The sequence below is a fragment of the Bradyrhizobium sp. genome, assembly GCF_035570375.1.
GTDB lineage: Bacteria > Pseudomonadota > Alphaproteobacteria > Rhizobiales > Xanthobacteraceae > Bradyrhizobium.
The window spans coordinates 1-25,665 of record NZ_DATMLW010000017.1 but is presented as its reverse complement, the minus strand read 5'-3'; the positions used below and the strand labels follow the sequence as shown (position 1 = coordinate 25,665).

Sequence of the window (25,665 nt, the reverse complement as noted above, 5' to 3'; positions counted from 1 at the left end):
AGCGTCCTCATTCCGCCGGTTGAAGTGCGACCGGCGACGGCACTTCAGCCTCACCTTCGCGCACCGTCATCCAGAGATTGTAGGCCATGACCAGCGAGCCGATCAGGAACAACGCGCCGCCGGCCGCACGGATCATGTAGAAGGGATGCATCGCTTCGACGGTCTCGATGAAGGAGTATTCGAGGAAGCCAAGCGGGGTATAGGCGCGCCACATCAGACCTTGCAGAATTCCGGATACCCACATCGCGGAGATGTAAAGGACGATGCCGATGGTCGAAATCCAGAAGTGCCAGTTCACAAGCTTCAGGCTGTAAAGCCCTTTGCGATTCCACAACCAGGGCACCAGGCAATAGAGGGCGCCGAACGAGACGAAACCGACCCAGCCGAGCGCGCCGGAATGAACGTGACCGATGGTCCAGTCGGTGTAGTGGCTCAGCGAATTCACCACCTTGATCGACATCATCGGGCCTTCGAAGGTCGACATGCCGTAAAACGCGACCGATACCACGAGCATGCGAAGCACCGGATCGGTACGCAGCTTGTCCCAAGCCCCCGACAGCGTCATCAGGCCGTTGATCATGCCACCCCAGGACGGCATCCAGAGCATGATGGAGAAGGTCATGCCCAGCGTCTGCGCCCAATCGGGCAGCGCCGTGTAGTGCAGATGATGCGGGCCCGCCCAGATGTAGAGAAAGATCAGGGACCAGAAGTGAACGATGGACAGGCGATATGAATAGATCGGCCGTTCGACCCGCTTGGGGATGAAGTAGTACATGATGGCGAGGAAACCGGCGGTGAGAAAGAAGCCGACGGCGTTGTGTCCGTACCACCACTGGAACATCGCATCCTGTACGCCGCTCCAGGCGATGTAGGATTTCGAGCCGAACGCCGAAACCGGAAGCGCGGGATTGTTGCCGAGGTGAAGCACGGCGATGGTGATGATGAAGGCGAGAAAGAACCAGTTGGCGACAAAGATATGTGACTCCTTGCGCTTGATGATGGTGGCCAGAAACACCAGCAAATAGACTACCCAGACGATCGTCAGCCAGAGATCCGCATACCACTCCGGCTCCGCGTACTCCTTGCTCTGCGTCACCCCGAGCAAGTAGCCGGTGCCGGCGATCAGGATGAAGAAATTATATCCAAGCACCACGAACCAGGGCGCGAGCTCGCCGGCGATACGAACCCGCGACGTCTTCTGCACGACGTAGAACGAGGACGCGACCAGCACGTTGCCGCCGAAGGCGAAGATCACCGCCGAGGTGTGAAGCGGCCGCAAGCGGCCGAAGCTGATCCACGGCAGGTCGAAATTGAGCGCCGGCCAGGCCAATTGACACGCGATGATCAACCCGACCGCAAAGCCGGCGATACCCCAGAACATCGCCATGACGGCCGCAAACTTGACCGGGCCGAAGTTGTAATTGGGCCGGCCATTGATTTCCTGCGGCGGCAGCAAGGCAGGCCGATCGAAGTACCGGTTGAGGATCACAAACACCGACGCGACGCTCGCAGCGGCCGCCAGAGCGGCATGGAATGCGAATGGCGCGTCGACGGCCTTCGCGGCGCCGATCAGGCAAAGAAAGGCGGTCACCGCAAAGAAGGCTGCCAAGCCACTTTCACCAATGGTCATCGATTTCGAATCAAGGGCCTGGCTCATGAGGAATCTCTCTGAAGGACAAATCGCTAACAACCACAGTCGCGCGCGATGCGATTTGATCGAGATCAACGTCACTCAATTGAACGGAGACGAAGGGTATGCAGTGAAACACACAAACGCAGGTTTTCATCGCCGCCATCAACGAGTTGAGGCCGGTTTCAGTGATAACGGCCGCAAATGCTGTCGGAGCGAGGTTCGACTTGACCGACTTATTTGTCGCTCTCGGCACTGGCCGAAAGCGCCCTTAGAACGTCCCTGCGGGCAATGATGCCTACCAGCCGATGCTCGTTATCGATGACGGGAATGCTCCTGATTCGATGCTCGACCATCAACTGCAATACCCGCGTCAATCTGGTGTCGGCGGCGACGTAGATGAACGCCGATATCATGATGTCGGCGACGGTCCGGTTCATCAGATCATCGTAGTGCGGAACCATCCGGCTCGGCGTGAACGCAAAGCACTTGAGCACGTCGAACTTGGTCACAAGCCCGACAATCTGTGCGTCCTCTTCGACCGGATATGTGTTGAAATCGTCGCGCTCGAACATCTCGTTCAATTCCCGCACCGACAATTCGCGCGTTACCGTCCTGACGTTTGACGTCATATAGCCCGCGACAGTCTGCTGAAGGAACTTGTACAAGGTGCGATCCGATCGATTTGTTGGCGACAGACCTTCTAGTGTGACAACAACGCGCAGCGAGTGGTTTGAGTGATCAGGTACTGGGTCATGCCGCCCAGAACCAGCTCGCGAAACCGCGAATGACCATAGGCGCCCGCGACGACCATCCTCGCGCCAACATTGGCCGCCAATGCGTCAAGCTGAACGGTCGCATCCCGCTCGTGCGGCGCCACGAGTTCTGATGCCGAAACCCCGTGGCGCGACAGCCATCTCACGACGTCGCGAACGCGCTTTACCGCAGCGGCTTGGCCGTCTTCTGCCCCCACGATCTCCGCCACGACGACGTCTTTGGCCTTGCGAAGCATCGGCAAGGCGGCGACGATCGCCCGCCTCGCCTCTGGCGTGTCCTTCCATCCAACGAGCACGCTTCGCGGATCGAGCCAGTCGACGGGATCGGGGACGACAAGGAGCGGCCGGCCGGCCTCCATCACGAGATCTCTTGGGGTGATCGTGGCGAACGGATCGGAAAAGGCGTCGCTGCGACCGCCGCAGACGATGATGTCCGCGCAACGCGCGTGCTGCAGGACATAACGCGCCGGAAAGTCGATCGCGCAGCGCCATTCGACATCCCTGGCACGACCTTTGGCGGCCTCGCGAAATTGGCCTTCCAGTTCCGACATCCGCCGCTTGACCGAAGCCTGCTCCTCGTCGATGAGGGTCTCGGCCTGCTCTCCGTCGGTGAAGTAGGGCGGCGGGCTGACCACCGCCGCGACAATCCCGACCAGTGCGGCGTCAAATCTTTCGGCGATCTGACCCGCGACGGCAAGAGGCGCCTCGTTGGGTCGATCAAGCGCCAAGCTGACCATGACGGTCGCATATGTCATCCAACCCCTCCAGGATTACAGGATGACCCTAGCCTTCAAGACCGGAGGACGGGATGAGATAGATCAAAGTTCGCGGCGTATCGGTGGCCCAACGCCCCTCCTTCCACGGTGGCGGCGCGCCAACCGCCGGCGGAATTCGGCCTACCGAAACTTGCATCCGTATCCCCGTTCGGCGAAATTGTCGGCCTGCGTGAAGGTTTTAGGCCCAAACTGCCGGTCCGGAGTCAAGGCCGGCAGGATGAGGCGGATTCGAAGGCTTGAACGTGCCAGGTACAATTCAACTGTCGCCCGACGACCCGATTCGTAATGAGGCCCTGCGACTGCGAGTCGAGGGATTTGGCGTCGGAACCTGGGATATCGATCTGATCACGCAAAAGCTGGAATGGTCTAATGCCGCCAAAGCCCTGTTCGGCGTTTCGCCCCATCAAGCGGTCACCTACGGGCTTTTTCTTTCCTTGCTTGAACCGGCGGATCGCGAACGCACGGATCTCGCCATCAGGAGGGTTGTCGAAAAAGGCGGCACTCTTGACGTGTCCTTCAGGGTGGGCGCAAGCGCCGGATCCCGCCACTGGATACGCGCCCGCGGCGCCCTGGTCAGGGACGATGCCGGCGTGGCCCGACATCTGAGTGGAATCGTCCTTGATATCGATGAAGAGAAGAGGCTCGAGGACGCGCTGAGGATGCGCGAGAGTCACCTCCGGTCGATTCTCGATACGGTGCCCGATGCCATGATTGTCATCAATGAATACGGCATCATGCAATTTTTCAGCACCGCCGCCGAAAGGATGTTCAGCTATTCCGAACGGGAAGCCATCGGCATGAACGTCAGCGAGTTGATGCCCATGCCGGACCAGGCGCGCCACGACGGATATCTGGCGCATTACCGTTCCACCGGTGAGAGACACATCATCGGAATTGGCCGGATCGTAACCGGCAAGCGCAGGGACGGAACCACGTTCCCGATGCACCTTGCGATCGGCGAAATGCGATCGGGGGGAGAAACCTACTTTACGGGATTCGTTCGCGATCTGACCGAGCATCAGCAGACACAGGCGCGCCTGCAGGAACTTCAATCCGAGCTTGTCCATATCTCCCGCCTGACCGCGATGGGCGAGATGGCATCGGCGCTGGCGCACGAGCTCAACCAGCCGCTGGCCGCGATCAGCAACTATATGAAGGGTTCGCGCAGGCTGCTTGAGGGAAGCGCCGACCCAAATGCGCCGAAAGTGGAAAGCGCGATGGATCGGGCGGCCGAACAGGCGCTTCGCGCCGGCCAGATCATTCGGCGTCTGCGCGACTTCGTTGCACGCGGCGAATCCGAGAAACGGGTCGAAAGCCTTTCAAAATTGATCGAGGAAGCCGGCGCGCTTGGCCTGGCAGGCGCGCGTGACCAGAACATCCAGCTTCGCTTCAACCTGAATCCCGAGTTTGATCTGGTTCTGGTAGACCGGGTTCAAATTCAGCAGGTTCTTGTAAATCTGTTTCGTAACGCGCTGGAGGCGATGGCGCAATCGCCCGTGCGGGAGCTTGCGGTCTCCAACATTGCGGTCGACGACGACATGATCGAAGTTTCGGTTTCCGACACGGGTACCGGTTTCCCTGACGATGTCAGGGCCAATCTGTTTCAAACGTTCTTCACGACGAAGGAGACCGGGATGGGAGTCGGACTCTCCATCAGCCGCTCGATCATTGAAGCCCATGGCGGGCGGATGTGGGCCGAAGGCAAAGCCTCAGAAGGGGCAACTTTTCGTTTCACCCTACCCGTAGCGTCAAGAGAAAGCTGAAGCAGGTCGAGCATGCCAAAGGTCTACGTCATCGACGACGATGCGGCGATGCGGGATTCGCTCAACTTCCTGCTTGATGCCGCCAATTTCGAGGTCACGCTGTTTGAAAGCGCCACAAATTTTCTCGAAATGCTTCCTCGCCTCGCCTTTGGCTGTGTGGTCTCCGACGTACGCATGCCCGGGATCGACGGTATCGAGCTTCTCAAGCGCATGAAATCGCTGGATAGCCCTTTTCCGATCGTGATCATCACCGGGCATGGCGATGTCGCCCTCGCCGTCGAGGCGATGAAGCTCGGAGCCGTCGATTTTCTTGAAAAGCCTTTCGAAGACGACCGCTTGATCGGGATGATCGAAACCGCGATCCGCCACCGAGAACCGGCTGCGAAAGATGAAGCGGTCACGCGCGACATTGCAGGTCGCGTCGACAGTCTCAGTCCCCGCGAACGTCAGGTCATGGAAGGGCTTATCGCGGGACTCTCGAACAAGATGATCGCCCGCAACTACGACATCAGTCCGCGAACCATTGAAGTGTATCGGGCCAACGTGATGACCAAGATGCAGGCGGGCAGCCTTTCGGAGCTGGTGCGGCTTGCGATGCGGGCCGGCTTGTTGAAGGATTTGAGCTAGATCAAGCCGCAACCACACCATACATGTTAGTTTTGTGACAGGTGCGATTTGCTGCAGCTGCAGCATGTACGGGCTCGTGACGATGTCGGCCGCAAAACCTGCCGTTTACGTGGTGGACGACGACCCCGATGTCCTCGGCTCGTTGCGTTTCCTGCTTGAAACGGACGGATTCGATGTGCGCACCTTTCGAACCGGTGCGGCGATGCTGCGCGCCCTCACTCCGGCCGATGTCGACTGCTTTGTCATCGACTACAAGATGCCCGATATGAACGGCGTCGATCTGACCAGCCGGCTTCGAAACCGCGACATTGCCGCACCGGTCATTCTGATCACCGGCTATCCGGACGAGAATATTTCGTCGCGGGCGGAAGCGGTGGGCGTGCACCATGTCCTGCGCAAGCCTCTTCTCGATGACAGCCTCATCACGCATATACGCGGGGCCATCCGGGAAAATCGCGTCAATCACAAGCCGAACTGATCAAGGGATCGACCTCCGGAATTCTACGTAGGTAAACCTCCTTAAGATATTTCGCGAAATTTCAAGCCTGCGCCAGTTCCCGTAGTCATCGACCACCTGCCGCAAAGGAGATGGTCATGCTCAACCAGTCGCAAGCCGTTCCATCCATCATCGTCAACAAGAGCGACCCGGTTGCTCATCCCGTTCCCGATGCATTCGGCTTCGTCACCGGTCACGCCGGCCTCATTGCTACCGAGTTCTCATACCGGAAGGACGAGGAAATCTATGGAGAGGACGAACCGGCGGAATACGTCTACCAGGTGATTTCGGGTGCAGTCCGCAGCTACAAATTGTTGTCCGACGGACGGCGTCAGATCGGTGCATTCCATCTGCCCGGCGACGTGTTCGGGTTGGAATCGGGAGCCGCTCACCGCCTCGCGGCGGAAGCCATCATCGATACCACGGTGCGGCTGGTGAAGCGCCGCAGCCTCGAACAGGCAGCCGCTACCGACGTTCAGGTCGCACGCAGGCTTTGGGCCATGACCGCTGGTGACCTCCGCCACGCGGAAGATCATATGCTGCTTCTCGGGCGCAAGACTGCGATGGAACGCGTGGCCGCTTTCCTTCTTGAAATGGATCGCCGGCTTGCGGTCGCGGGTCTGATGGCGCTGCCGATGTGCCGCCGCGATATCGGCGACTACCTCGGACTTACGCTGGAGACCGTCTCACGGGCGCTTTCGCAGCTTCACACCCAGGGTGTCCTCGGCTTCTCCGGCGCCCGCCAGATCGTGCTGCGGAACCGGCAGCGCCTTCGCAATCTGGACGCCTGATGCTCAGGAACGTTTGCCGGGGGTTGTTTCCGGCATGGCAAAGAAGATCAGCGCAAGGCCAGCCAGTGCAATGGTGGCGAGCCCGGCAAAGGCGACGCTGCTGCCGAGGTGGTCACTGATGTAACCAGCGAGCACGGTGCTCAGGGAAGCGCCGATGCCGGTCGCGGTACCGACGATGCCCTGTGCAAGATTGAAGTGACCGCTGCCGAACGCAATGTCGGCCACGATCAATGGTATCATCACGCTGAACACCGCCGCCGTGATGCCGTCGAGCACCTGGACCACAACCAGCACATAAGGGTCGTGGACGCTGGCAAACATCACGCCGCGAAGCGCCAGCGCGGCAAATCCGATCAGGAGCAGCGGCCGCCTTCCCCATTGCTGAGCCTTGCGTCCGACCGAGGGCGATGTCAGCGCGACGATCGCCTGAGGCACGATGATGCAGGCAGCGATCAACACCGTCGCCCATTTGCTGGAGCGGGTGGTTACCACACCCGCCATCAAGGGAAGCATCGCCCCGTTTGCGAGCTGCAGCAGCATGATGCTGGCGGCAAAAATCAACAGAGGACGCTGGCGCACCAGGGCCAGGACGCTGGTCGATTTAGCCTCCGGTGCGGTCCGCGGCACCTCACCGTGAGCGCGTGCGACATCGACTTCACGCTCACGGATGCGCGACAGCGCAAGCAAGGCGGGGATCACCAGCACGAAGGTGACGAGGAATACCGAACGGCTCGACAACAGGTAGCCAAATGTTCCCATCACGGCCGCTGCGACGCCGTTTCCGAGCGATGCGAAGCGCGCGTTGCGTCCCAGGCGTTCGCCGATCGCCAGCGGCCCGACCAGACCGAGACTGATCGCCGCGATTGCGGGACCGAGCACGCAGCTGGCCGCGGCATGGAGCGTCGCTGCGACCGCAACCACCGCAAAAACCGGCCACGCCGCATAGGCGAGCGCCGCGCAGCCGATTGTGATAACCGCAAGCGCCGCGACCAGCCGTTCGGATTTGGCCGCATCGATGATGGCTCCGCCGGGCATCTGGCCGATCAGCGCGACCACGCCGCCGATCGAGAGCACCGAGCCGATTTCGACCTGGGTCCATTTCTGCGTCGTCAGATAGACCGCGATGAACGGACCGAAGCCGGTTTGCACATCGGCCAGAAAGAAGATGAACCAGTCGAGACCGCGCAGGCTCTCGCGCGAAGGCGCGGGCGGCGGTGGAGCGGACGCCGCTTTAGATGCAGACGATTGGGTGCGATGATCACCGCCGTAGGACCCAGGTCTGGTCAACGGCGTTGCTCCGCTCGAATTCGTATCGGGAAGCGTGCGCAAGCAGCATCTCCCTGCCCGTTACTGGGGATCAAATTGCCAGGGCTGCAGGCTGCCGGAGGCGCCGAGCACGACCATTGGCGTGCCCTCCTTGTATTCAGGCGCGGCCATCACCTGTTCCTTGGTCAATTCCAGCGTGATGCTGTCGCTCTTGTTGGCGATGCGCCCAAAATGCAACGCATTCCAGTCGACGATGATTTTCCGGCTTCCCACTCCCAGAAAGCCGCCGAAATCGATAACGGCCGCCCGCACCGTGTTTTTGCGATCGACGACGACATCGACGATGCGCCCCATGTCCTCGTCGGTCGGACTGCGGACGTCGCGCCCGAGCACTCCATGCGCGTCGCGGGCTCCGATGATGGTGACCGACGGCGGGGGCGCAGGCTCTTTCGGTGGAGGCGCAGACTCTTTCGGCACAGCCGAGGAATCATTTTCCTGCTGTGGCGATGGCTGGGGCGCGCTTGCGTTGTCGTCGGCCCGTGACGGCGGGACGAACCACACTGCGAGACCTGCGATCAGAAGCACTGGCAAAAGTCTGGCGCGCATGTCGTCTCCTCGAATCGAAAGCCGACGCCGGGCGTCGGCGGCAACCGCTTTCCACTCGCGCAAAAGCCACGGAGCTTGCAGTTCAAGGACCGGCTCTCAATGCGCCAGCACGAGCGAAACCTGGACCCGGCCTCGGGTACGCATGACCTCCAGTGACACGTCTTCGCCGTGCCGGCGAATTCGAAGATCGACGCTCGAGGAACCCAATCGCAGTTCGCGAAGGATTACCTCGTTGAGAAAGGCCGGCAGCCGCGGGTTGCGCAGGCGAATTTCGCCGCGCGTAGCATCGAACTCGAGACCAAGCGCTGCCTCCAGCAGCGTGAATGGTGTCGCGCTCGCCCAAGCCTGCGGCGCGCAAGCCACCGGATAGAGCGTCGGTCCGCGTCCCTTTTCCCGACGGAAACCGCAGAACAATTCCGGAAGCCGCCGCAAATCCATGTAGGCAGCGGCGTCGAACAGCGCCTTGAACACGGTTTCGACGGAATGTTTGAGCGCGTAGCGCGCAAGCCCGAGAGCGATCAGCGCGTTGTCGTGCGGCCAGATCGAACCATTGTGGTAGGACATCGGATTGTAGCGCGCCTCGCCGCGCGCCACCGTGCGAATTCCCCAGCCAGTAAAAAAATGCGGTTGCATCAGGTCGGCGGCAACCTTCCGGGCGCGATCCTCGCTCGCAATTCCGGTAAACAGCAATTGCCCGGCATTCGAAGTACGTACCCGGCACGGTTGCTTGGCGCCGTCGAGCGCCAGTGCATAAGTGCCGAGTTTATCGCACCAGAAGGCCTCCTCGAAACGCTCGGCGAGCCGGTGCGCCTCCGACTCGAGCTGCTGCGCCTTTTCCGAAAATCCCATGCGCCTCGCACAAAGCGCTGCCAGCCGCTTGCCGGCAAAAACGTAGCCCTGCACCTCGGCCAACGCGATGTGGCCCTCGGCGAGCTTTCCGTCGGCGTGAAAGATCGCGTCATATGAATCTTTCCAGCCCTGGTTCGCCAGGCCTTGCTCCGAGGCGCGCCGGTATTCGACAAAGCCGTCCCGGTCGAGATCGCCCGGCCCGTCGATCCAGGCCAGGGCCGCCTCGATCGACGGCCAAAGTTCGGCAAGCGTCTCGTCATCGCCGGTACGCTCGGCGTAAAGACCGGCGAGCAGCACGAATAACGGGGTCGCATCAACACTGCCGTAATACAGCGCAAAAGGAACCTCGCGCAGCGCGGCCATCTCGCCGCCCCGCATTTCATGAAGGATCTTCCCCGGCTCTGCATCGGCGAGCGGATCAAACGTCTTGGCCTGATACAAGGCGAGCCGCTTCAACACGCCGCGTGCGACCCGTGGATCGATCCACAGCATCTGCAAGGCGGTAATGATTCCGTCGCGGCCGAACGTCGTCGAATACCAGGGGATGCCCGCATAGGGATATCGCCCCTGTGGGGTATCCGTCATCAAGATGTTGAGGTCGGCCATCGATCGGCACAGCACCTCATTGAAAATGTTGTTCGAGGTTTCGATGCTCGTGGTGTCCCTTGTCGACTCGCGCATCTCGCGGCGATGGGCGAGAAGGCCGCGAAAGAATGGCGTCGGCTTCGAGGTCGCCGGCTTGTTGCACGATGCGACGACAAACAACGAGTAAGTCTGTTGTGGGGCAAGCTCTAGGTGATAGCTCGCCGCGTTTACCGCCAGCCGCGTCGGTCGGGGATCGAACTGAAGCGCCGTGACGCGTATCCTGTCGTCAAGCCCCCTGTACTCGAGCACCGCGTCGGACGGTCCCACCAGCTTTGCGGAGGCGATACCCCGGCGCGGACGGTGCTCGCCCCGCACTTCAAACAGATCGGCGAAGTCGTTGTCGAAGAGCAGCGTGAGATCGAAGCTCGCCAACTCCTCGCTGTGGTTTTGCACGCCGATCCGCTGATATGCCGCGCCGCGCCACAAAAAGATCGTGCGCACGATGTGCAGCATGTCCTTGCGCAATACAATCCGTCCCTGCCGGTAGACATCCGGATTGGTGAGGTCGACCGCGAGGCCAGAATTGTCGTCGCGCAAATTCGAGCCCAGCAGCAGCGGCTGCACTTCGTCCAGCCTGAGCTCGAGCCGCGCCAGAAAGCGGGTATCCGAATTGAAAAGGCCGTCCGGTCCGCCGGCGGAGGCGCCAAGATCGCCATGGCAGTCGAGCACGATAAACGTGTCGTCGTGCTTGAGTGAACGCCGCGGCCGCGCCGCGGGCCCCGTCATCGGAATGTAGAACGGCGATTCGCCGACCGTTTCGGCGGCCCGAACCACGGCAATTTGCGTCACGGCCTCGGCTGACATGTGACCTCGATCCCCCGCCCAGCTTTGAGAATGAACGCAAAGCTACTGTCGCAGATCAGGCCGCGTGCTTCTGAAGGCGGCTCAATTCCTGCGTCACCAATTCACGATAAGGCCCCTGGCCCTGCATCAGCCTATCCGGCGGGCCGTCTTCGATGATCTTGCCCGCCTTGAGCACCACCACACGGTCGAAGCCGCGCAGCGTCGAAAGACGGTGCGCAATCGCGATGACCGTTCGTCCGCGCATCAGGCGCCCAAGCGCTTCGCGTATCGCCTCCTCGGATTCGCCGTCGAGGGAAGCGGTAGCCTCGTCCAGCAGCAGAATCGGCGCGTCTTTCAGGAACGCGCGCGCAATCGCAATGCGCTGGCGCTGGCCACCCGATAGTTTGACGCCGCGGTCTCCGACCATGGTTTCAAATCCTTGCGGCAAGTTTTCGACGAAATCGCACCGCGCAGCGATCGCCGCGCGAAGCACCTCGTCGTCGGTCGCGTTCGGGCGGCCATATCGGATATTTTCCAGCATCGACCGGTGAAACAGGGAAATGTCCTGCGGGACGACGGAAATCGCCTCGCGCAGGCTTTGCTGGGTGACGCGCGCGATATCCTGACCGTCGATCGTGATGCTGCCCAGCTCGACATCGTAAAAGCGCTGCAACAGCACGAACAGGCTGGATTTTCCGCCACCGGACTGCCCCACCAGACCGACCCGCTGTCCCGGCTGAATGCGAAGGCTGAATTTCTCGAACACGCTCGCTCCGCCGGGATAGCGGAACGAAATATTGTTAACGACAATCGACGCCCCGCTCTTGATCAGCGGCTCGGCCTCCGGATGGTCGCGCAGTTCGTGCGGAAGCAGCAGGGTCGCAATCGCCTCTGTCAACCGCGCGACGTGCTGGGTCACGTCGACAAGCGCCACCGCGAGGTCACGCGTCGCACTCAGGATGGATAGCCCGAGCGTGCACACCAGCACCACGTCGCCGGTGGTGGCGCCACCGCGCTGCCACAGCGTGATCGCCCACGCCAACAGGGCGATCGTCAAGATGACGGTCACGGCGGCGTGGGTAAGCCGCAGCTTTTCCAGGTAGCGCAGGCTGCGCCCGCGAGCTGTCATTTCCCGGCTGACTGTGGCGTCAAAACGGTCGTGCTCGAAGCTGAGACCGCAAAATGCCCGCACCAGCGGCATATTGTTGATGACGTCCACCATTTCCCCGTCGACGGCGGCCGCCTTATCCGCAAAGTCGTCGTGCAGCGGCTTTCCCGCGGCGGCAAGATGAAACATGGCGACCACCATCCCACCCGCGATTACCATCAAGCCTGCCGCCATCGACAGGCTCACGGTTCCAATCAGGGCAATGGCCGCGATGGTGGCAATACATGGCGGCAACACATTCCAGACGAACATGTTCTCGACCGAGAAGACGGCATTGGAGGTCGCGGTAATTCGGCTGGTCAGCATTCCCGGCATCCGGTCCGAGAAGTAACTGGGTGCGTGACCGGTCAGATGGCGGAAAATGTCGCGCCGCAGATCGCCGGTCACACCGACAAAGGTGAAGCTCGCTATCCAGCTGGCAATCCGCCACAGAAAATTATCCGCCGCGATCAGCGATATGAGCAAAACGAATGCGAGCCATACGGTTTCGGCTTGGGTCGGCCCGCCCGACAGGCCGTCGACCAGATATTTGACGCCATACTGCGTGCACACCGAGCAGACGACCGCCGTAACTACCGAACCGAAAATGACAATATGCGATCCCAGACGCCGACGCAGATAGCGCAGCACGAAAGGTAGGGGACGATGGGCGTATCCTGAAAGACTGTCCATGTGGCAGCAAAACCTGTTGGAGAAGGGGCGAAGTCCTGCCCTGATGTGAGTACGCCTGATCGAATGCCGGACAGGTCTTTACGGTTCCCGTATAGCTGCCTTCTCCGCATGGCGATCGCTTGCTAGCGCCAGCGGTAAGAACCTGATCCGGCCGAATGTCATCAACAAGACCGTCACAAGACCCTCCCGTGAAAGAAGTGGGCCGTGTCGTGGAACTTCGCAGATGCGGGAACGTTCCCTTCAGGTTACGCCGGCACCGGCGAAAAACGGGGGCTCTCATTAAAAGATCGCAACAGGAGACGGATAGATGCGCATCGCGCAGGTAACTCCGCTGACGGAGGCAGTTCCCCCCAAGCTTTATGGCGGAACTGAGCGGATCGTACATTGGCTGACCGAGGAACTGGTAACGTTAGGAAACGATGTCACGCTGTTCGCAAGCGGCGATTCCCACACTTCGGCGAGACTTGAAGCCGTGTGGCCGAAGGCGCTGCGCCTGGACGGATCGGTCCGCGACCCTAATGCGCTGCACATCGTGATGTTGGAGCGTGTCCGGCAAAAATGTGACGATGAAGAGTTCGATTTCCTGCATTTTCACCTCGACTACTATCCATTCTCGCTGTTTTCCCGGCAACCAACCCCTTTTTTGACGACGTTGCATGGCCGGCTCGATTTGCCCGAGCATCAGCCGGTGTTTACAACGTTCTCTTCGGTGCCGGTGATTTCGATCTCCAATGCGCAGCGGCGCCCGGTGCCGCAGGCCAACTGGATTAGAACGATCCACCATGGTTTGCCGGAAAACCTTCTGACCCCGAGGCCGGTCAAGCCGTCCTATCTCGGCGTGCTGGGCCGGATCGCCCCGGAAAAGGGCGTCGATCGCGCCATCAAGATCGCGATCCGATGTGGCATCCCCCTGAAAATCGCCGCCAAGATCGATCGGGCCGACGAGGAATATTTCGAGCAAATCATTCGTCCAATGATCGACCATCCGCTGGTGGAATATATCGGTGAGATCGGCGATCGTGAAAAATCGGATTTCCTCAGCGGCGCCATGGGACTGCTGGTTCCGATTGACTGGCCGGAGCCGTTCGGCCTCGTCATGATCGAGGCCATGGCCTGCGGCACCCCGGTGATCGCCTACAATCGCGGCTCGGTCCCCGAAATTGTCGAGCAAGACCTGACCGGTTTCATTGTCGAGGACGAAATCAGTGCGGTCGCCGCCGTCGACCGTCTCCATCAACTCGACCGCGGAATGATCCGGAAACAATTCGAGGCGCGCTTCACCGCGCGGCGAATGGCGCTGGATTATCTCGCCGCCTACCGCAGCCTGATGGAAGCGAGCGAGCCGCGCATCAAGCTGGTGAGCAGCGCCGAATGAAAACCAGGCCTGGCCCTATCGCGCGTGCGATGAGTCGGTCTTGCCGAAACGCCGCTCGTAGTCCTTGATGTAGGCCTCCGGAGCAGGCTGCAAATGGCGCCGCGTCAGCGCCTCGAGCTCGCTCCGGCGCGAGCCGCGAAGCGCCGTGATCATGTCCAGATGGTCCTTGCGGGCGCGGTCGAGCGCGTCCGGAAAGGCATTGGCGTAGGAGCGAATTCCGTAGACCTTCTGCGCAAGCAAATCGATGGTCTCGATCAGGCAGGCGTTGCCGCACAGTCCGAACAAGAGCTGATGGAAGCTGAGATTGCTGTAGAAGACCGTCAACAGGTCGCTTGCGGCAATGGCCGAGGCGTGCCGGCGCTGCAGTTCCTCCAGTCGCTCGATCTCTGCCGCCTCGACCGGAAAGGGAATGATGCGGACCGCCATCACCTCCAGCTCTTCACGGACCGCGTAGATTTCCCGCACCTCCCGGGGGGTTAGTCCCCGCACCAGGGCGCCGCGGTTCGGAATGCGTCCGACCAGGCCTTTCTTTTCGAGTTCGAACAGCGCCAGCCTGACGTCCCCGCGATGGGTCTGAAACAGGTCGCAGAGATCCTGCTCCACCAACCGCTCCCGCGGTTGACGTCGTCCCAGTACTATGTCCTCCTCGATGCGCTTGGCGATGATGGCCGCGGCGGGTTCTCGCGGGCGCGATGGCATCGGCAGGCGCGCTTTCGCCGCTCGGACAGCCGGGCGTTTGGCAGGTTTTCCGACCATTCTCTCCTCGATCTGGACGGCATGCCCGAACCCCGGCCCGGCAGCCGCCAGAGCTAAATTGGAGACTGTATTGTAAACAATCTTGAATACGGTTACCATCGCAAAAAAACAGGCGCAAAAAGCAACCACAGGCACGCGGGACACGGGCCCGACCTTACCCACGGAAAAGGGGAGAACGCATGAGGAAAGCGCGCAAGGATTCCGCCGGCACTAAAGCTCGCCCAAATCAGGGGGCTGCGAAGCGACAAAGCCGCCGCGACGTTCTCATCAAGACGGGCGGTCTGCTCGCAGCCGGCGCGTTCGGCGCGGTGCCGTTACGAGGCTGGGCGGCCGATCCCGTCAATATCGGAGCGCTTTATCCGACCACCGGAAGCATGGCCCAGATCGGCGTCGGCTGTGTTGCGGCTGCAAAACTCGCGGTCGACATGGTCAATGAGGCCGGCGGCATCAAGTCTCTCGGCGGCGCCAAGCTCAACCTGATTATTTCGGACGTACAGAGCGACACCACCGTCACGCGCACCGAAACCGACCGGCTCATCACCGGCAACAAGCTTTCGGCGATACACGGATGCTACGCCAGCGCGCTCACCTTGATCGCGAGCGAAGTGGCCGAGCGCGCCAAGGTCCCGCTGATCACGGGATCGAGCTCGGATCAGCTCAACAAGGGCCGCACCTATACGTTCACGCCGTTTGCGCGCGCCTCGCAATTTGCCCGCGCACAGTTGCAGATGTCAAAACTCGTCAGCGATACGCCGAAGGTCGCCGTGATCTTCGAGAACACCGCGTTCGGCACCTCGACATCAAACGGGCTGAAGGAGCTCGCCCCGACCGAAGGCGTCGAAGTCGTGATGTTCGAGCCCTATTCGGCCGGTTTCACCGATGCGAGCCCGCTGATCAACAAGGTGAAATCATCAGGCGCCAATGCACTGTTTTCGGTCTCCTACCTCAACGACCTCATCCTGATCGTTCGCACCGTCAAGCAGTTTGGCCTCAACGTCTCGATCAATGGCGGCTCCGGCGGCTTCGTCATTCCGGATTTCTACAAGAACGTCGGCAAGCTGGCCGAAGGCCTGCAGGGCGTGGCCCACTGGAATCACGACGTCAGCGATGACGCGCAGAAGGTGAACGCCGAATTCAAGAAGCGCACCGGTGAATTCCTGTTCGAATATGCCGGCGGCCTGATCGCCCAGACGTTCATGCTGGCGGATGCGCTCGAACGCGCAGGTTCGGCGGACCCGCAAAAGGTGCGCGAAGCCTTGTCGACGCTCGATGTATCCTCCGGCTTTGCTGCGATGGCGCCGGGCGGAAAAGTCAAGTTCGGGCCCGACGGCAAGAACGTTTACGGTCATCCGGTCGGCGTGCAGTGGCAGAACGGTGATCTCGCCAGCGTCTTTCCGAAAGAAGATGCCCGCGCGCCGTTGATGAAAACCTGAAAGCTGGTCAAGTCAGATGTGGGAGACTGTGGCCCAGGCCGTCATCAACGGCCTGCTCATCGGCGGAATTTACGCGCTCGTCAGTATCGGCGTCACGCTGATCTTCGGCGTCGTCAAGATCGTCAACTTCGCCCAGGGCGAATTCGTGATGATCGGGATGTACATCAGCTTTTTTCTCGCTAGCCAGTTCGGCATCGATCCCCTGCTCTCGCTGTTGGTGTCGATGCCGGTGCTGTTCGCGGCCGGCGTGCTGATCCAGCATTTTCTGATTCGCAGGGTGCTCGGTCCGAACGACATGCCCCAGATCTTCCTGACATTCGCGTTGTCGCTGCTGCTCCTCAATCTCGCCCTGATGCTGTTCACGGCAAATTACCGCACCGTCCACACCTCCTATTCCGACGAAGCGTTCCATATCGGCGGCCTCTATATTCCGGTGGCCAAGCTGATCGCCTTTGTCGTCGCGATGGCGCTGAGCGGCGCGCTCTGGGTGTTCCTGCATACGACCGATCTCGGCAAGGCGATGCGGGCCGCGGCGCAAAACCGCGACGTCGCCATGCTGATGGGCATCAATCCCGATCGCGTCTTCTGCATGGCGCTCGGCATTGCGCTTGCGCTTGCGGGCGCGGCCGGCTCGCTGTTGATGCCGTTCTATTCCGCCTATCCTTTTGTCGGGCAGGTGTTCGTGCTGATGGCCTTTGTCGCGGTGGTGCTCGGCACGCTCGGCAATGTAGTCGGCGCGCTGGTTGCGAGCCTGATGATGGGGGTGGCCGAGTCGCTTGGCATCCAATATGTCGGCGCGGATTCCGGACTGATCGTGGTGTTCGCGATGCTGCTTCTCACCCTCGCGTTCAAGCCGAGCGGGCTGGGCGGAGGCAGAGCCCGATGATGTCGCTGGGATTGAGCGCGCGCACGATTCTGCTCCTCCTGGTCGGGATCGCGATCCTCGTCGCCTTGCCGCTCGTCGTGAAGAGCTCGTTTGCGATCGAAATTTTCATCAGGATTCTCCTGTTCTCGTTCATCGGCACAGCCTGGAACCTGATGGGCGGCTACGCCAAGCAGCTGTCGTTGGGACATGCTGCCTATTTCGGCCTTGGCGCCTACACCTCGACGATTCTGCAGATCGATTTCAACATATCGCCCTGGATCGGGATGATCGCCGGCGGACTGGTCGCGGTGCTCGCGAGCCTGCCGATCGGCTGGCTGTGCTTTCGCCTGCGCGGCCCCTACTTCACCATCGCCACGATTGCGACCGCGCAGGCATTGATGCTGATCTTTCTCAAGTTTCGCGATCTCGCCTGGGGCGCGGAAGGCACGACCATCCCGAATCTCGGATCCGCGCCGTTGATGATGCAGTTCGAGACCAAGGCCGCATACTACTATGTCGTGCTGGGATTGCTCGTCCTTGCCCTTGCCATCACCTGGCTGATCGAGCGCTCCTGGGTCGGAAATTATCTCGTCGCCATCGGCGAGGATGAGGACGCGGCAGAGGCGATCGGCGTCGATGCTCCGCGCATGAAGCGCGACATCTACATGATCAGCGCGTTCCTCACCGCGTTGGCCGGCACGTTCTACACCCAATATATCTACTTCATAGATCCGGCGACGGCGTTTTCCTTCAGCATTTCGATCGAGGCGGCGCTGGTGTCGATCGTCGGCGGGATCGGGACCTTGTGGGGGCCGGTGATCGGCACGGTCCTGCTGGAAACGACATCGACGCTGCTGCAGAGCTGGCTCGGCAGCTCGATCGGCGGCGTGCAGCTGACGGTGTACAGCCTGATCCTGATGGCCGTGATCCTTTGGCGCCCGACCGGGTTGATGGGCATGATCGACGACGCGCGCCATCGTTTCTCAAGCCGCAAACCGGTGCAAGCGTAAGGGCTCACATGGCAGATGCGCTCGTCATCAGCGGCCTTTCCAAGCGGTTCGGTGGACTGCGCGCCGTCCAGGACGTCAGTTTCACGGTCAAGGAAAACGAAACCGTCGCCCTGATCGGACCCAACGGCGCCGGCAAGACCACAAGCTTCAATCTCGTCACCGGCTTTCACCGGCCCGACTCCGGATCGGTCCTGGCCTACGGGCGCGAGATCGTGGGCTTGAAACCCCACGATATCTGCGCACACGGCCTGGCGCGCACTTTCCAGGTGGCAAAGCCGTTCGGCGCCATGACGGTTTTGAGCAACGTGATGACCGGTGCGTATTTGCGCGACAAGAACTCGGCTGTGGCGCGCGAGAAGGCGCGCCAGGCGATCGACTTCGTCGGTCTTTCGGCCAAGGAGCAGACGCGGGCGAAGGACCTGACCACTATCGATCAGCGCCGGCTCGAGATGGCGCGCGCGCTCGCCACCCAACCCCGCCTGCTCCTGCTCGACGAGGTCATGGCCGGGCTCAATCCTGCGGAGATCGATCAGGCGGTTGCCCTCGTCGGAAAACTGTCGCAGCGCGGGCTCACCATCGTCATCGTCGAGCATGTGATGCGCGCCATCATGGCGGTGGCGCGTCATATCGTGGTGCTCGATCACGGACAGAAGATCGCGGAAGGTACGCCAAAGGAGATCGTGGAAAATCCGGAAGTGATTCGCGCCTATCTCGGCTCCTACGTGCACCCACCGGCGGCGGAGGCTTAATGCTCAAGCTGGAACAGGTAAGCGCCAGTTACGGCTCTGTGCCGGCGATCTCGAATGTCAGCATCGAGATCGCCGAAGGCGAAGCAGTGGGCCTGTTAGGGGCCAACGGCGCCGGCAAGAGCACGACGCTGCGCGCGATTTCGGGCCTCGTAAAACTTTCGTTCGGCAACATCACCTTCGCCGGTCACAATCTCGCATCGTTTCCGCCGCACCTGATTCCCCAATTGGGCATCGCGCACGTGCCGGAAGGGCGGCAGGTATTCCCCGAAATGACGGTCAACGAGAATCTCGAGATCGGCGCCTATGTCCCGAAGGCGAAGGCCGAACGCAACCAGTCGATGGAACTGGTATACAGCATTTTTCCAAGGCTCGCGGAGCGAAGGCGGCAGCTCGCCGGCACCATGAGCGGCGGCGAGCAGCAGATGCTTGCGGTCGGTCGCGGCCTGATGCTCAAGCCTCGCCTTCTGATGCTCGACGAGCCGTCGCTGGGACTTGCGCCGGTCATGACCGACGTCACCTTCGAGAAGATCGGCGAAATCCACAAAATGGGCACGGCGATCTTGCTGGTCGAGCAGAACGTCAGCCGCGCGCTGTCGCTGGTTCAGCGCGCCTATGTGCTGGAAAGCGGCAATGTCATCATGCACGGCACCAGCGAAGAGCTCGCCAACAACAAGCAGGTTCAGGCCGCTTATCTCGGGATTTGACGTGGCGTCGACATCGCATCAATGTCGTCGCAGCGACAGTGAGCTCCCTCTCCCCTTGCGGGAGAGGGTTGGGGTGAGGGGTTACGGTCTTTCGAGAGAGCCTAGCCCCTCACCCGGATCGCATCCAGCGATGCGACATAGCCGAAGCTTTGCTTCGGCGTCCTTTAAAGGAACGGCCGCCGTAGGCGGCCTATGCCTCTCCCGCAAGGGGAGAGGTGAAAGCAGTCGCTTCCGCAGCAGCTACCTATTTAATTTTCAAACAGCCACGATAATTTCAGATACACCTCCGCATTCTCGCGGCGTCATCCGCCCGAGTCTTGGTGATCCTTCGCCCATAAGAGGGCGCAGGGAATGCCGGGCGCGTCAGCGCACCCGCAGCCTTGTGTGCGAAGTGAAAGCACACACGCGTAGTCACCACGGGTCGCCGGCGCATCAAACGCGGTCCCATGCAGGCTCGCCGCCAAAGCGGGCGATGAGGAAATCCACGAAACTTCGCACCTTCGCCGAGAGATGCCGGCCAGGTGGATAGAGCGCATGCAGCCCCTGCTCCGGCGGCGGATAATTCGGCAACAAGCGGGTCAGCCGGCCCGCGCGCAAATCATCGCCGACAATGAAGGTCGGGCACAGAATCACCCCGCCGCCCGCAATCGCCGTCGTGCGAAGGACGTCGGCGTTGTTCGCGAGATAGCGGCCCGACACGGGAACGACGATTTCCTTGCCGTTCGGATCAAGCAGGCGCCATTCGCCGCGACTTTCGAAATAGGTGTACTCAAGGCAGTCGTGCTTTGTGAGATCATCCGGCGTCTTCGGCGCGCCGCGCCGCGCGAGATAGTCGGGTGCCGCGCAAACCACGAGCCGGATCGGCGCGATTTTCCGCGCGATCAGGCTGGAGTCACGCAGCCGGCCGATGCGCACGCCGACGTCGAACCCGCCTTCGAGCAGATCGACCACGCGATCGTTCACCAGCATCTCAACGGAGACGTCAGGAAAGCGCTCAAGGAAGTCAGTGATCGCTGGTGCCAGATGAAGCAAGCCAAACGAGACCGGCGCGTTGATCCGCAACCTGCCGCGCGGCACTGTTTGCAGCGCGCCGGCCGCATCCTTGGCCTCTTCCACCGCGTCAAGAATTCGCGCGGCACGCTCATAGAACGCAGTGCCGACCTCGGTAAGACTGAGGCGCCGCGTCGTGCGATTGAGCAGCCGGGCTCCTAACCAGCTCTCCAACTCCTGGATCTGCTTGGTCACCAGCGCTTGCGAGACCTGCATCTCGCGGGCCGCCGCCGAAAAACTGCCGGCCCCAACCACCTTGGTGAAAGCGGCCATGCTCGACATCCGGTCCATGCGCGCCTCCCGCAATTTATCACGCTCCGTCAACAATCATATGCTGAACGGCCGGCTTATGGCAGCGCCTTGAAATCCGCATCACGCGCAAACTTCTACATCCCGAGATACGCCGCAATCACGGCCGGATTGGCATGAAGCTCAGAGCCCGTTCCCTTCAGCGTCACCCTCCCCGCCTCCAGCACATAGCCGCGCGTGGCGAGGTCGAGCGCCAGTTCGACGTTCTGCTCGACCATCAGGATGGAGGTGCCGCGGCTGTGAATGGTCTTGAAGGCCTCGTGCATCTCCTCGACCACCTTTGGCGCGAGTCCGTGGCTCGGCTCATCAAGAAGCAGGAGTTTTGGGCTCAGCATCAATGCCCGCCCGACTGCGACGATCTGCTGCTCCCCGCCTGACAGCGTTCCCGCCGACTGACCGTAGCGTTCGCGCAGGCGCGGAAACAGGCCAAGCACCTCTTCAATTCGTGCCGGCAAATCCCTGGCCTTGCGGGCCGTAAACGCGCCGAGCAGCAGATTTTCCTCAACCGTCATCTCGGGGAAGATCTGGCGCCCTTCGGGGACATGGGCGATGCCAAGTGCGGGGATTTCATGCGCCGCGAGCGCATGAGGTCGACCGCATTGAGCCGCATGATTCCGCTCGACTTCGGAACGAGCCGCGAGATCGCGCGCAGGATCGTGCTCTTGCCCGCCGTGTTCGCGCCGATGATGCACACGAATTCGCCTTTTGAGACCGACAGCTCGATTCCGTGGAGCACCTCGGCTTCGCCGTAGCCGGCCCGCAGCTGCCTGATTTCAAGAAGCGTTTCACTCATCGGCGCAGCGCCTCGGCAGAGCGGCCAAGATAGGCTTCGATCACCTGCGGATCGCGTGCGACCCGATCGGGCGTGCCCTCTGCCAGCAGCCGGCCAAAATTGAGCACGAGAATGCGGTCGCATATATTCATGATCGCGCGCATGTGGTGCTCGACCACGAGCAGCGTGACGCCGTCATCGCGCAGCGAACGGATCAATTGCATGATCTCGGTCATCTCGGCGTGATTAAGCGCCGCCATCACCTCGTCGAGCAGCAATACTTTTGGCGCGGTGCAGAGCGCGCGGGCAAGCTCGACCCGTGCGCGCTCCGGAAATGACAGATCACCTGCGAGCTTGCCCGCCACTTCCCTCAAGCCGACGCGATCAAGACAGTTGAGCGCCTGCTCGCGCGCTCTGTCCACATCGTGGCGAAGAAGCCCTGCGGTCAGCACATTGTCCAGCACCGAACTTTCGGCAAACAAGGCGACATTCTGGAAGGTCTTGGTCATTCCGATCGCGGCCACCTTGTGCGGCTTGAGGCCTGCGAGGTCCCTCCCGTCCAGAGCAACGCTTCCCGTGTCGGGCCGAATGAAGCCGACGAGCGTGGAAAACAAAGTCGTTTTGCCGGCGCCGTTCGGGCCGATCACACCGACGATCTCGCGCGGCCTGACCGAAAACGTCACTTCGGAAAGCGCCTGTAGTCCGCCAAAGCGCCGCGACAGGCTACGGACCTCGAGGATCGTCATCTCGCCTCCCTCCGCGACAGCCGCGCCTTGAGCGAAGCGAACACGGTGACGAAGCCGCGCGGCTGCCACAAAATGACGGCTATCAGAATGATACCGAAGACGAGTTGCGAAAGCCCCGCCGCGCGCGAGGAAAGCAGATCGTTCATGAGCTCTTCAAGCGGGATGATGAAGAATGCGCCGAGAATGGGACCTACCGCGGTTCCGACCCCGCCGATGATCGCGATCAATGCAATCCGGATCGAAATGCCGGCGATGCCAAAGACCGTATCGGGATCGAAGAAGACGGCGAGCTGCGCGTAAAGCGTTCCGAGCATCGCGGTCAACGCGCCCGAAATTACCGCGGCTTGCAGCTTGACCCGCGTCGTATCGATGCCGATGACTTCGGCGGCGGGAAGGTTTTGACGGATCCCGCGCAACCGGTAACCCATCGCGCTACGGCGGATCATCTCGAAAACCGCCGTCACCACCAGAAGCGCAATCAGCGCGATATAGGCGTGCGGGCGCAACAATTTGAACGAATAAGCCGCAAAACCCGGCGGCACGAAGGGCACGGACAGCCCGCCAGGGCCGCCGGTCAACGACGTCCACACATTTTCGATCACGCGCATCACCTCGCCAAAGGCAAGGGTTGCGAGCGCGAAATAGTGGCCCTGCAGACGCATGGTCGGTATTGCGATGACCAAGGCTGCCAATCCGCCGAGCGCGCCGCCGGCCAGCATGCCAAGCCACGGGCTGATGCCAAATTTGAGCAGCAACACGGTGGAAGCATAGGCGCCGATGCCGAAGAAGGCGGCATGCCCCAGCGAGATCTGGTTGGCGAGGCCGCCGACGATGTTCCAGGCCTGCGCCATCGCGGCAAAGAGCAGCGTGATGGTGAGGACTCTGATCCAGTATCCGCGCGGATCGAGCAGGAGCGGCAGCAACGCCAATGCCAGAATAGCGATGCAGGGCGTGAATCGAAACTTCATCGGCTTGCTCCGACCAGGCCCTGGGGACGAATCGCGAGCACGAGGATGAAGACGACGAACAGCACGAGGTTTTGCAATTGAATGGGAAAGAACAGTGCCGAGAGCGCCTGGATAACCCCGACCGCAAGTCCGCCGACGACTGCGCCGGCAACGCTGCCAAGCCCGCCCAGCACGACGACCGTGAACATCAGGACCACGAACTGGCCACCGACGCCCGGAAAGACCGTCACATAGGGCAAGATGACCGTACCGCCGAACGCGGTGAGCCCGACGCCCAGGGCAAACGACACCTTGTACATCAGCGCGGTATCGATGCCCATCAGCCGCGCGGCGGCAGGATTTTGTGCCGTGGCGCGCATCGCTCGCCCGAACCAGCTCGCGCGCATGAACCACCACAGCGCAATGCCACACAACAGCGACATCGCAAATGCGATCAGATAGGGAATGCTTACGAATAGCGGTCCCAGCGAAAGGGAGGCGGTCTGATATGAAGTCGTGACCGATCGGAACTGCGAGCCGAACAGCAACAGTGATCCGTTCTCGATCACGATCAGGATTCCGACCGTGAGGAAAATCTGCGCCACCGAGGGTGCGGTGAGCACTCTCGCGATCAACTGCCCCTGCACGATCCAGCCAATGGCGAATGCGACCGCGAATGACAGCGGCGCGGCAATGACGGGATCGAGCCCGAGAAAGGCCCATGCGAACCAGGCGACGAACATCCCGATCGTCAGGAATTCGGCTTGCGCAAAGTTCACGATCCCCATCACGCCATAGACCAGCGTGAGCCCGATCGAGATCACCGCATAGACGCCGCCGATCAGCAGCCCGTCGAGGATGGCCTGGATAAAGGACATGGGTGTCGCTATTGTTGGGTGGCAGGGTTATCGCATAAGGCCACGGTGAGCACTTTCTTCTCCCTCCCCTTTGTGGGGAGGGTGGATCATCGTGAGCGAAAGCGAGCGATGATCCGGGTGGGGGTTTTCAGAATCGTCATCAATGTCCACCTTTCGCGACGACAACGGCTTCCCCCCACCTTGGCCTCCGCTTCGCTTCGGCCTTCCCTCCCCACACTCGCTGACGCTCGCGGGGGAGGGATGAGAGGCATGCATCCTCATATGCGATAGCCCTAACTCCGGATTGAAAGGGAGCGCACTTTCGTCGCGGTCACAGGTCCGCAAGGGGAGAGGTAAATCGCGTCTGCCGCTCAGCTCCGCCAGACCGGCGTGCTCTTCGCGATCTCCTTCGGCCAGACGGTGACAATATCCTTGCCGCGCCACTGCACCATCAATGGCACCGAGAGCACGTTCAGCCCGGCCTGATCGAATTGGACCGCCCCGCCCGTCATGCCGTTGATCCACCCGCCGCTGAACTTTGCCCCACGCAGCGCCGCGGCGACTTCTTCGGCCTTGGCCGACTTCGCTTTCTTGATGGCCTGCACCAGCACCTCAAGGCAAACGGCATGCTCGAGCGCTTCGTGCACCATGAAATACCCAAAACGCTTTCGGAAACGCTCGGTCAGCTCCGGCGCGAGATCATAATTCGCAGGGGCAATCGAGAGCACGTTCTCGGCGAACTCGCCGAGCCCTTTCTCGAAGTCCGGAATGACGTATCCGGCCGCGCCGCCGATGGCCGGCATCGTGACCTTCTGCTGGCGCATGGTGCGGATGATCAGAAGGCTGTCGTTGAGATAGGAGACCGGGAAAACGGCCTGAGCGCCGGAGGCACGCAGCTTGTTGATCAAGGGCGTGGTGTCGGTGATGCCGAGCGGATAGGCGTCATCCATGACGAGCTCGACATTGGCCGCCTTCGCCCCTGCTCTCAAGCCGTTGGCCTGCGCGGTGCCGTAGGCGGTGTCCTCATACATGATCGCGACCTTGTCGATTTTGGCGCCGGCGGCCTGCGCGATCGCAGCCGTATATTCGAACTGCGCCTTGCCGATCACGGATGCCTTCGCCACCACCTGAAAAATGTTCTTGTAACCGCGCCCCGTGATCTGGTCGGCAAACGACATGGTCAGAAGCGGAATGTCGCGCCGTTCCGTGACTTCCGAAATCGCAAGCGTCAATGAAGAGGCGAA

At 61.2% G+C, this 25,665-nt stretch carries 23 protein-coding genes and 1 pseudogene; 10 read left to right on the top strand and 14 right to left on the bottom strand.

The annotated features are described in order from the left end of the window. Window positions 1-7 precede the first annotated feature (7 nt). From ccoN to VNX23_RS01775, 3 genes are all read right to left on the bottom strand, one after another. Window positions 8-1,657, bottom strand: a complete 1,650-nt coding sequence (gene ccoN / locus VNX23_RS01785; protein WP_325627361.1) for a cytochrome-c oxidase, cbb3-type subunit I — start codon at window positions 1,655-1,657, stop codon at window positions 8-10. Between the two features lie 209 nt (window positions 1,658-1,866). Then, window positions 1,867-2,298: a CBS domain-containing protein gene (locus VNX23_RS01780; RefSeq protein ID WP_325627359.1), complete on the bottom strand. Its 432-nt coding sequence runs from the start codon at window positions 2,296-2,298 to the stop codon at window positions 1,867-1,869. A gap of 35 nt (window positions 2,299-2,333) precedes the next feature. After that, complete coding sequence (locus tag VNX23_RS01775; RefSeq protein ID WP_325627357.1) at window positions 2,334-3,161, bottom strand: universal stress protein; 828 nt, start codon at window positions 3,159-3,161, stop codon at window positions 2,334-2,336. Window positions 3,162-3,424: 263 nt separating this feature from the next. On the opposite strand from VNX23_RS01775, the gene fixL reads away from it, so the two are divergent. From fixL to VNX23_RS01755, 4 genes are all read left to right on the top strand, one after another. Beyond that, a complete protein-coding gene (gene fixL / locus VNX23_RS01770; RefSeq protein ID WP_325627355.1) occupies window positions 3,425-4,945 on the top strand; it encodes a sensor protein FixL in 1,521 nt (506 codons plus the stop codon). A 12-nt stretch (window positions 4,946-4,957) separates the two neighbouring features. Next, on the top strand, window positions 4,958-5,572 hold the full coding sequence (fixJ, locus tag VNX23_RS01765) for a response regulator FixJ (protein ID WP_325627353.1): 615 nt from the start codon (window positions 4,958-4,960) through the stop codon (window positions 5,570-5,572). A 64-nt stretch (window positions 5,573-5,636) separates the two neighbouring features. Beyond that, the gene (locus tag VNX23_RS01760) at window positions 5,637-6,050 is read left to right on the top strand and encodes a response regulator (protein WP_325627351.1); all 414 of its coding nucleotides are present in this window, start codon (window positions 5,637-5,639) and stop codon (window positions 6,048-6,050) included. A 116-nt stretch (window positions 6,051-6,166) separates the two neighbouring features. Beyond that, the gene (locus VNX23_RS01755) at window positions 6,167-6,859 is read left to right on the top strand and encodes a helix-turn-helix domain-containing protein (RefSeq protein WP_325627349.1); all 693 of its coding nucleotides are present in this window, start codon (window positions 6,167-6,169) and stop codon (window positions 6,857-6,859) included. 3 nt (window positions 6,860-6,862) lie between these two features. Here the strand turns inward: VNX23_RS01755 and VNX23_RS01750 are convergent, their stop codons facing one another. The 4 genes from VNX23_RS01750 to VNX23_RS01735 form a co-directional block, all read right to left on the bottom strand. Next, entirely contained in the window at window positions 6,863-8,047 is a 1,185-nt protein-coding gene (locus tag VNX23_RS01750) for an MFS transporter (protein WP_325627436.1), read from the bottom strand. 159 nt (window positions 8,048-8,206) lie between these two features. Beyond that, window positions 8,207-8,731 carry a PRC-barrel domain-containing protein gene (locus tag VNX23_RS01745; protein ID WP_325627347.1) on the bottom strand — a complete coding sequence of 175 codons (525 nt, stop codon included), beginning with the start codon at window positions 8,729-8,731 and terminating at the stop codon, window positions 8,207-8,209. 96 nt (window positions 8,732-8,827) lie between these two features. Further along, window positions 8,828-11,029 carry an amylo-alpha-1,6-glucosidase gene (locus VNX23_RS01740; protein WP_325627345.1) on the bottom strand — a complete coding sequence of 734 codons (2,202 nt, stop codon included), beginning with the start codon at window positions 11,027-11,029 and terminating at the stop codon, window positions 8,828-8,830. A gap of 55 nt (window positions 11,030-11,084) precedes the next feature. After that, the gene (locus VNX23_RS01735) at window positions 11,085-12,848 is read right to left on the bottom strand and encodes an ABC transporter ATP-binding protein (RefSeq protein ID WP_325627343.1); all 1,764 of its coding nucleotides are present in this window, start codon (window positions 12,846-12,848) and stop codon (window positions 11,085-11,087) included. Between the two features lie 307 nt (window positions 12,849-13,155). On the opposite strand from VNX23_RS01735, the gene VNX23_RS01730 reads away from it, so the two are divergent. Next, the gene (locus tag VNX23_RS01730) at window positions 13,156-14,223 is read left to right on the top strand and encodes a glycosyltransferase family 4 protein (protein WP_325627341.1); all 1,068 of its coding nucleotides are present in this window, start codon (window positions 13,156-13,158) and stop codon (window positions 14,221-14,223) included. Between the two features lie 15 nt (window positions 14,224-14,238). Here the strand turns inward: VNX23_RS01730 and VNX23_RS01725 are convergent, their stop codons facing one another. Beyond that, a complete protein-coding gene (locus VNX23_RS01725) occupies window positions 14,239-14,979 on the bottom strand; it encodes a GntR family transcriptional regulator (RefSeq protein WP_325627339.1) in 741 nt (246 codons plus the stop codon). Window positions 14,980-15,158: 179 nt separating this feature from the next. On the opposite strand from VNX23_RS01725, the gene VNX23_RS01720 reads away from it, so the two are divergent. Genes VNX23_RS01720 through VNX23_RS01700 form a run of 5 tightly spaced genes read left to right on the top strand, consistent with a single transcriptional unit; the run spans window position 15,159 to window position 19,740 of the window. Next, window positions 15,159-16,412 carry an ABC transporter substrate-binding protein gene (locus VNX23_RS01720; protein WP_325627338.1) on the top strand — a complete coding sequence of 418 codons (1,254 nt, stop codon included), beginning with the start codon at window positions 15,159-15,161 and terminating at the stop codon, window positions 16,410-16,412. A 16-nt stretch (window positions 16,413-16,428) separates the two neighbouring features. Then, window positions 16,429-17,298, top strand: coding sequence for a branched-chain amino acid ABC transporter permease (locus VNX23_RS01715; protein WP_325627336.1), 870 nt, complete (start codon window positions 16,429-16,431; stop codon window positions 17,296-17,298). Further along, on the top strand, window positions 17,298-18,287 hold the full coding sequence (locus VNX23_RS01710) for a branched-chain amino acid ABC transporter permease (RefSeq protein WP_325627334.1): 990 nt from the start codon (window positions 17,298-17,300) through the stop codon (window positions 18,285-18,287). The genes VNX23_RS01715 and VNX23_RS01710 overlap by 1 nt, the downstream gene beginning before the upstream one ends. An 8-nt stretch (window positions 18,288-18,295) precedes the next feature. Further along, window positions 18,296-19,036 (top strand): ABC transporter ATP-binding protein, encoded by a 741-nt coding sequence (locus VNX23_RS01705; RefSeq protein WP_325627332.1) that lies wholly within the window; start codon window positions 18,296-18,298, stop codon window positions 19,034-19,036. Then, window positions 19,036-19,740, top strand: a complete 705-nt coding sequence (locus VNX23_RS01700) for an ABC transporter ATP-binding protein (protein WP_325627331.1) — start codon at window positions 19,036-19,038, stop codon at window positions 19,738-19,740. The genes VNX23_RS01705 and VNX23_RS01700 overlap by 1 nt, the downstream gene beginning before the upstream one ends. A gap of 432 nt (window positions 19,741-20,172) precedes the next feature. Here VNX23_RS01700 and VNX23_RS01695 read toward each other — a convergent pair whose 3' ends face one another. The 6 genes and pseudogenes from VNX23_RS01695 to VNX23_RS01670 all read right to left on the bottom strand — a co-directional run. After that, entirely contained in the window at window positions 20,173-21,081 is a 909-nt protein-coding gene (locus tag VNX23_RS01695; RefSeq protein WP_325627329.1) for a LysR family transcriptional regulator, read from the bottom strand. Window positions 21,082-21,176: 95 nt separating this feature from the next. Beyond that, window positions 21,177-21,892, bottom strand: a pseudogene (locus tag VNX23_RS01690) (ABC transporter ATP-binding protein). Next, on the bottom strand, window positions 21,889-22,617 hold the full coding sequence (locus VNX23_RS01685; protein WP_325627327.1) for an ABC transporter ATP-binding protein: 729 nt from the start codon (window positions 22,615-22,617) through the stop codon (window positions 21,889-21,891). The pseudogene VNX23_RS01690 and the gene VNX23_RS01685 overlap by 4 nt, the downstream one beginning before the upstream one ends. After that, the gene (locus tag VNX23_RS01680; RefSeq protein WP_325627325.1) at window positions 22,614-23,585 is read right to left on the bottom strand and encodes a branched-chain amino acid ABC transporter permease; all 972 of its coding nucleotides are present in this window, start codon (window positions 23,583-23,585) and stop codon (window positions 22,614-22,616) included. Before VNX23_RS01680 ends, VNX23_RS01685 begins: the two co-directional genes overlap by 4 nt. Continuing rightward, window positions 23,582-24,442, bottom strand: coding sequence for a branched-chain amino acid ABC transporter permease (locus VNX23_RS01675; protein ID WP_325627323.1), 861 nt, complete (start codon window positions 24,440-24,442; stop codon window positions 23,582-23,584). Before VNX23_RS01675 ends, VNX23_RS01680 begins: the two co-directional genes overlap by 4 nt. Window positions 24,443-24,792: 350 nt before the next feature. Beyond that, the coding region (locus VNX23_RS01670; protein WP_325627321.1) for an ABC transporter substrate-binding protein at window positions 24,793-25,665 on the bottom strand (873 nt) is incomplete at its 5' end.

Coding starts and splice junctions, on each gene's coding strand:
- ccoN (WP_325627361.1), bottom strand. CDS start 1,657: ATGAGCCAGGCCCTTGATTCGAAATCGATGACCATTGGTGAAAGTGGC.
- VNX23_RS01775 (WP_325627357.1), bottom strand. CDS start 3,161: ATGACATATGCGACCGTCATGGTCAGCTTGGCGCTTGATCGACCCAAC.
- fixJ (WP_325627353.1), top strand. CDS start 4,958: ATGCCAAAGGTCTACGTCATCGACGACGATGCGGCGATGCGGGATTCG.
- VNX23_RS01760 (WP_325627351.1), top strand. CDS start 5,637: ATGTACGGGCTCGTGACGATGTCGGCCGCAAAACCTGCCGTTTACGTG.
- VNX23_RS01755 (WP_325627349.1), top strand. CDS start 6,167: ATGCTCAACCAGTCGCAAGCCGTTCCATCCATCATCGTCAACAAGAGC.
- VNX23_RS01745 (WP_325627347.1), bottom strand. CDS start 8,731: ATGCGCGCCAGACTTTTGCCAGTGCTTCTGATCGCAGGTCTCGCAGTG.
- VNX23_RS01740 (WP_325627345.1), bottom strand. CDS start 11,029: ATGTCAGCCGAGGCCGTGACGCAAATTGCCGTGGTTCGGGCCGCCGAA.
- VNX23_RS01735 (WP_325627343.1), bottom strand. CDS start 12,848: ATGGACAGTCTTTCAGGATACGCCCATCGTCCCCTACCTTTCGTGCTG.
- VNX23_RS01730 (WP_325627341.1), top strand. CDS start 13,156: ATGCGCATCGCGCAGGTAACTCCGCTGACGGAGGCAGTTCCCCCCAAG.
- VNX23_RS01725 (WP_325627339.1), bottom strand. CDS start 14,979: ATGGTCGGAAAACCTGCCAAACGCCCGGCTGTCCGAGCGGCGAAAGCG.
- VNX23_RS01720 (WP_325627338.1), top strand. CDS start 15,159: ATGAGGAAAGCGCGCAAGGATTCCGCCGGCACTAAAGCTCGCCCAAAT.
- VNX23_RS01715 (WP_325627336.1), top strand. CDS start 16,429: ATGTGGGAGACTGTGGCCCAGGCCGTCATCAACGGCCTGCTCATCGGC.
- VNX23_RS01710 (WP_325627334.1), top strand. CDS start 17,298: ATGTCGCTGGGATTGAGCGCGCGCACGATTCTGCTCCTCCTGGTCGGG.
- VNX23_RS01705 (WP_325627332.1), top strand. CDS start 18,296: ATGGCAGATGCGCTCGTCATCAGCGGCCTTTCCAAGCGGTTCGGTGGA.
- VNX23_RS01700 (WP_325627331.1), top strand. CDS start 19,036: ATGCTCAAGCTGGAACAGGTAAGCGCCAGTTACGGCTCTGTGCCGGCG.
- VNX23_RS01695 (WP_325627329.1), bottom strand. CDS start 21,081: ATGGACCGGATGTCGAGCATGGCCGCTTTCACCAAGGTGGTTGGGGCC.
- VNX23_RS01685 (WP_325627327.1), bottom strand. CDS start 22,617: ATGACGATCCTCGAGGTCCGTAGCCTGTCGCGGCGCTTTGGCGGACTA.
- VNX23_RS01680 (WP_325627325.1), bottom strand. CDS start 23,585: ATGAAGTTTCGATTCACGCCCTGCATCGCTATTCTGGCATTGGCGTTG.
- VNX23_RS01675 (WP_325627323.1), bottom strand. CDS start 24,442: ATGTCCTTTATCCAGGCCATCCTCGACGGGCTGCTGATCGGCGGCGTC.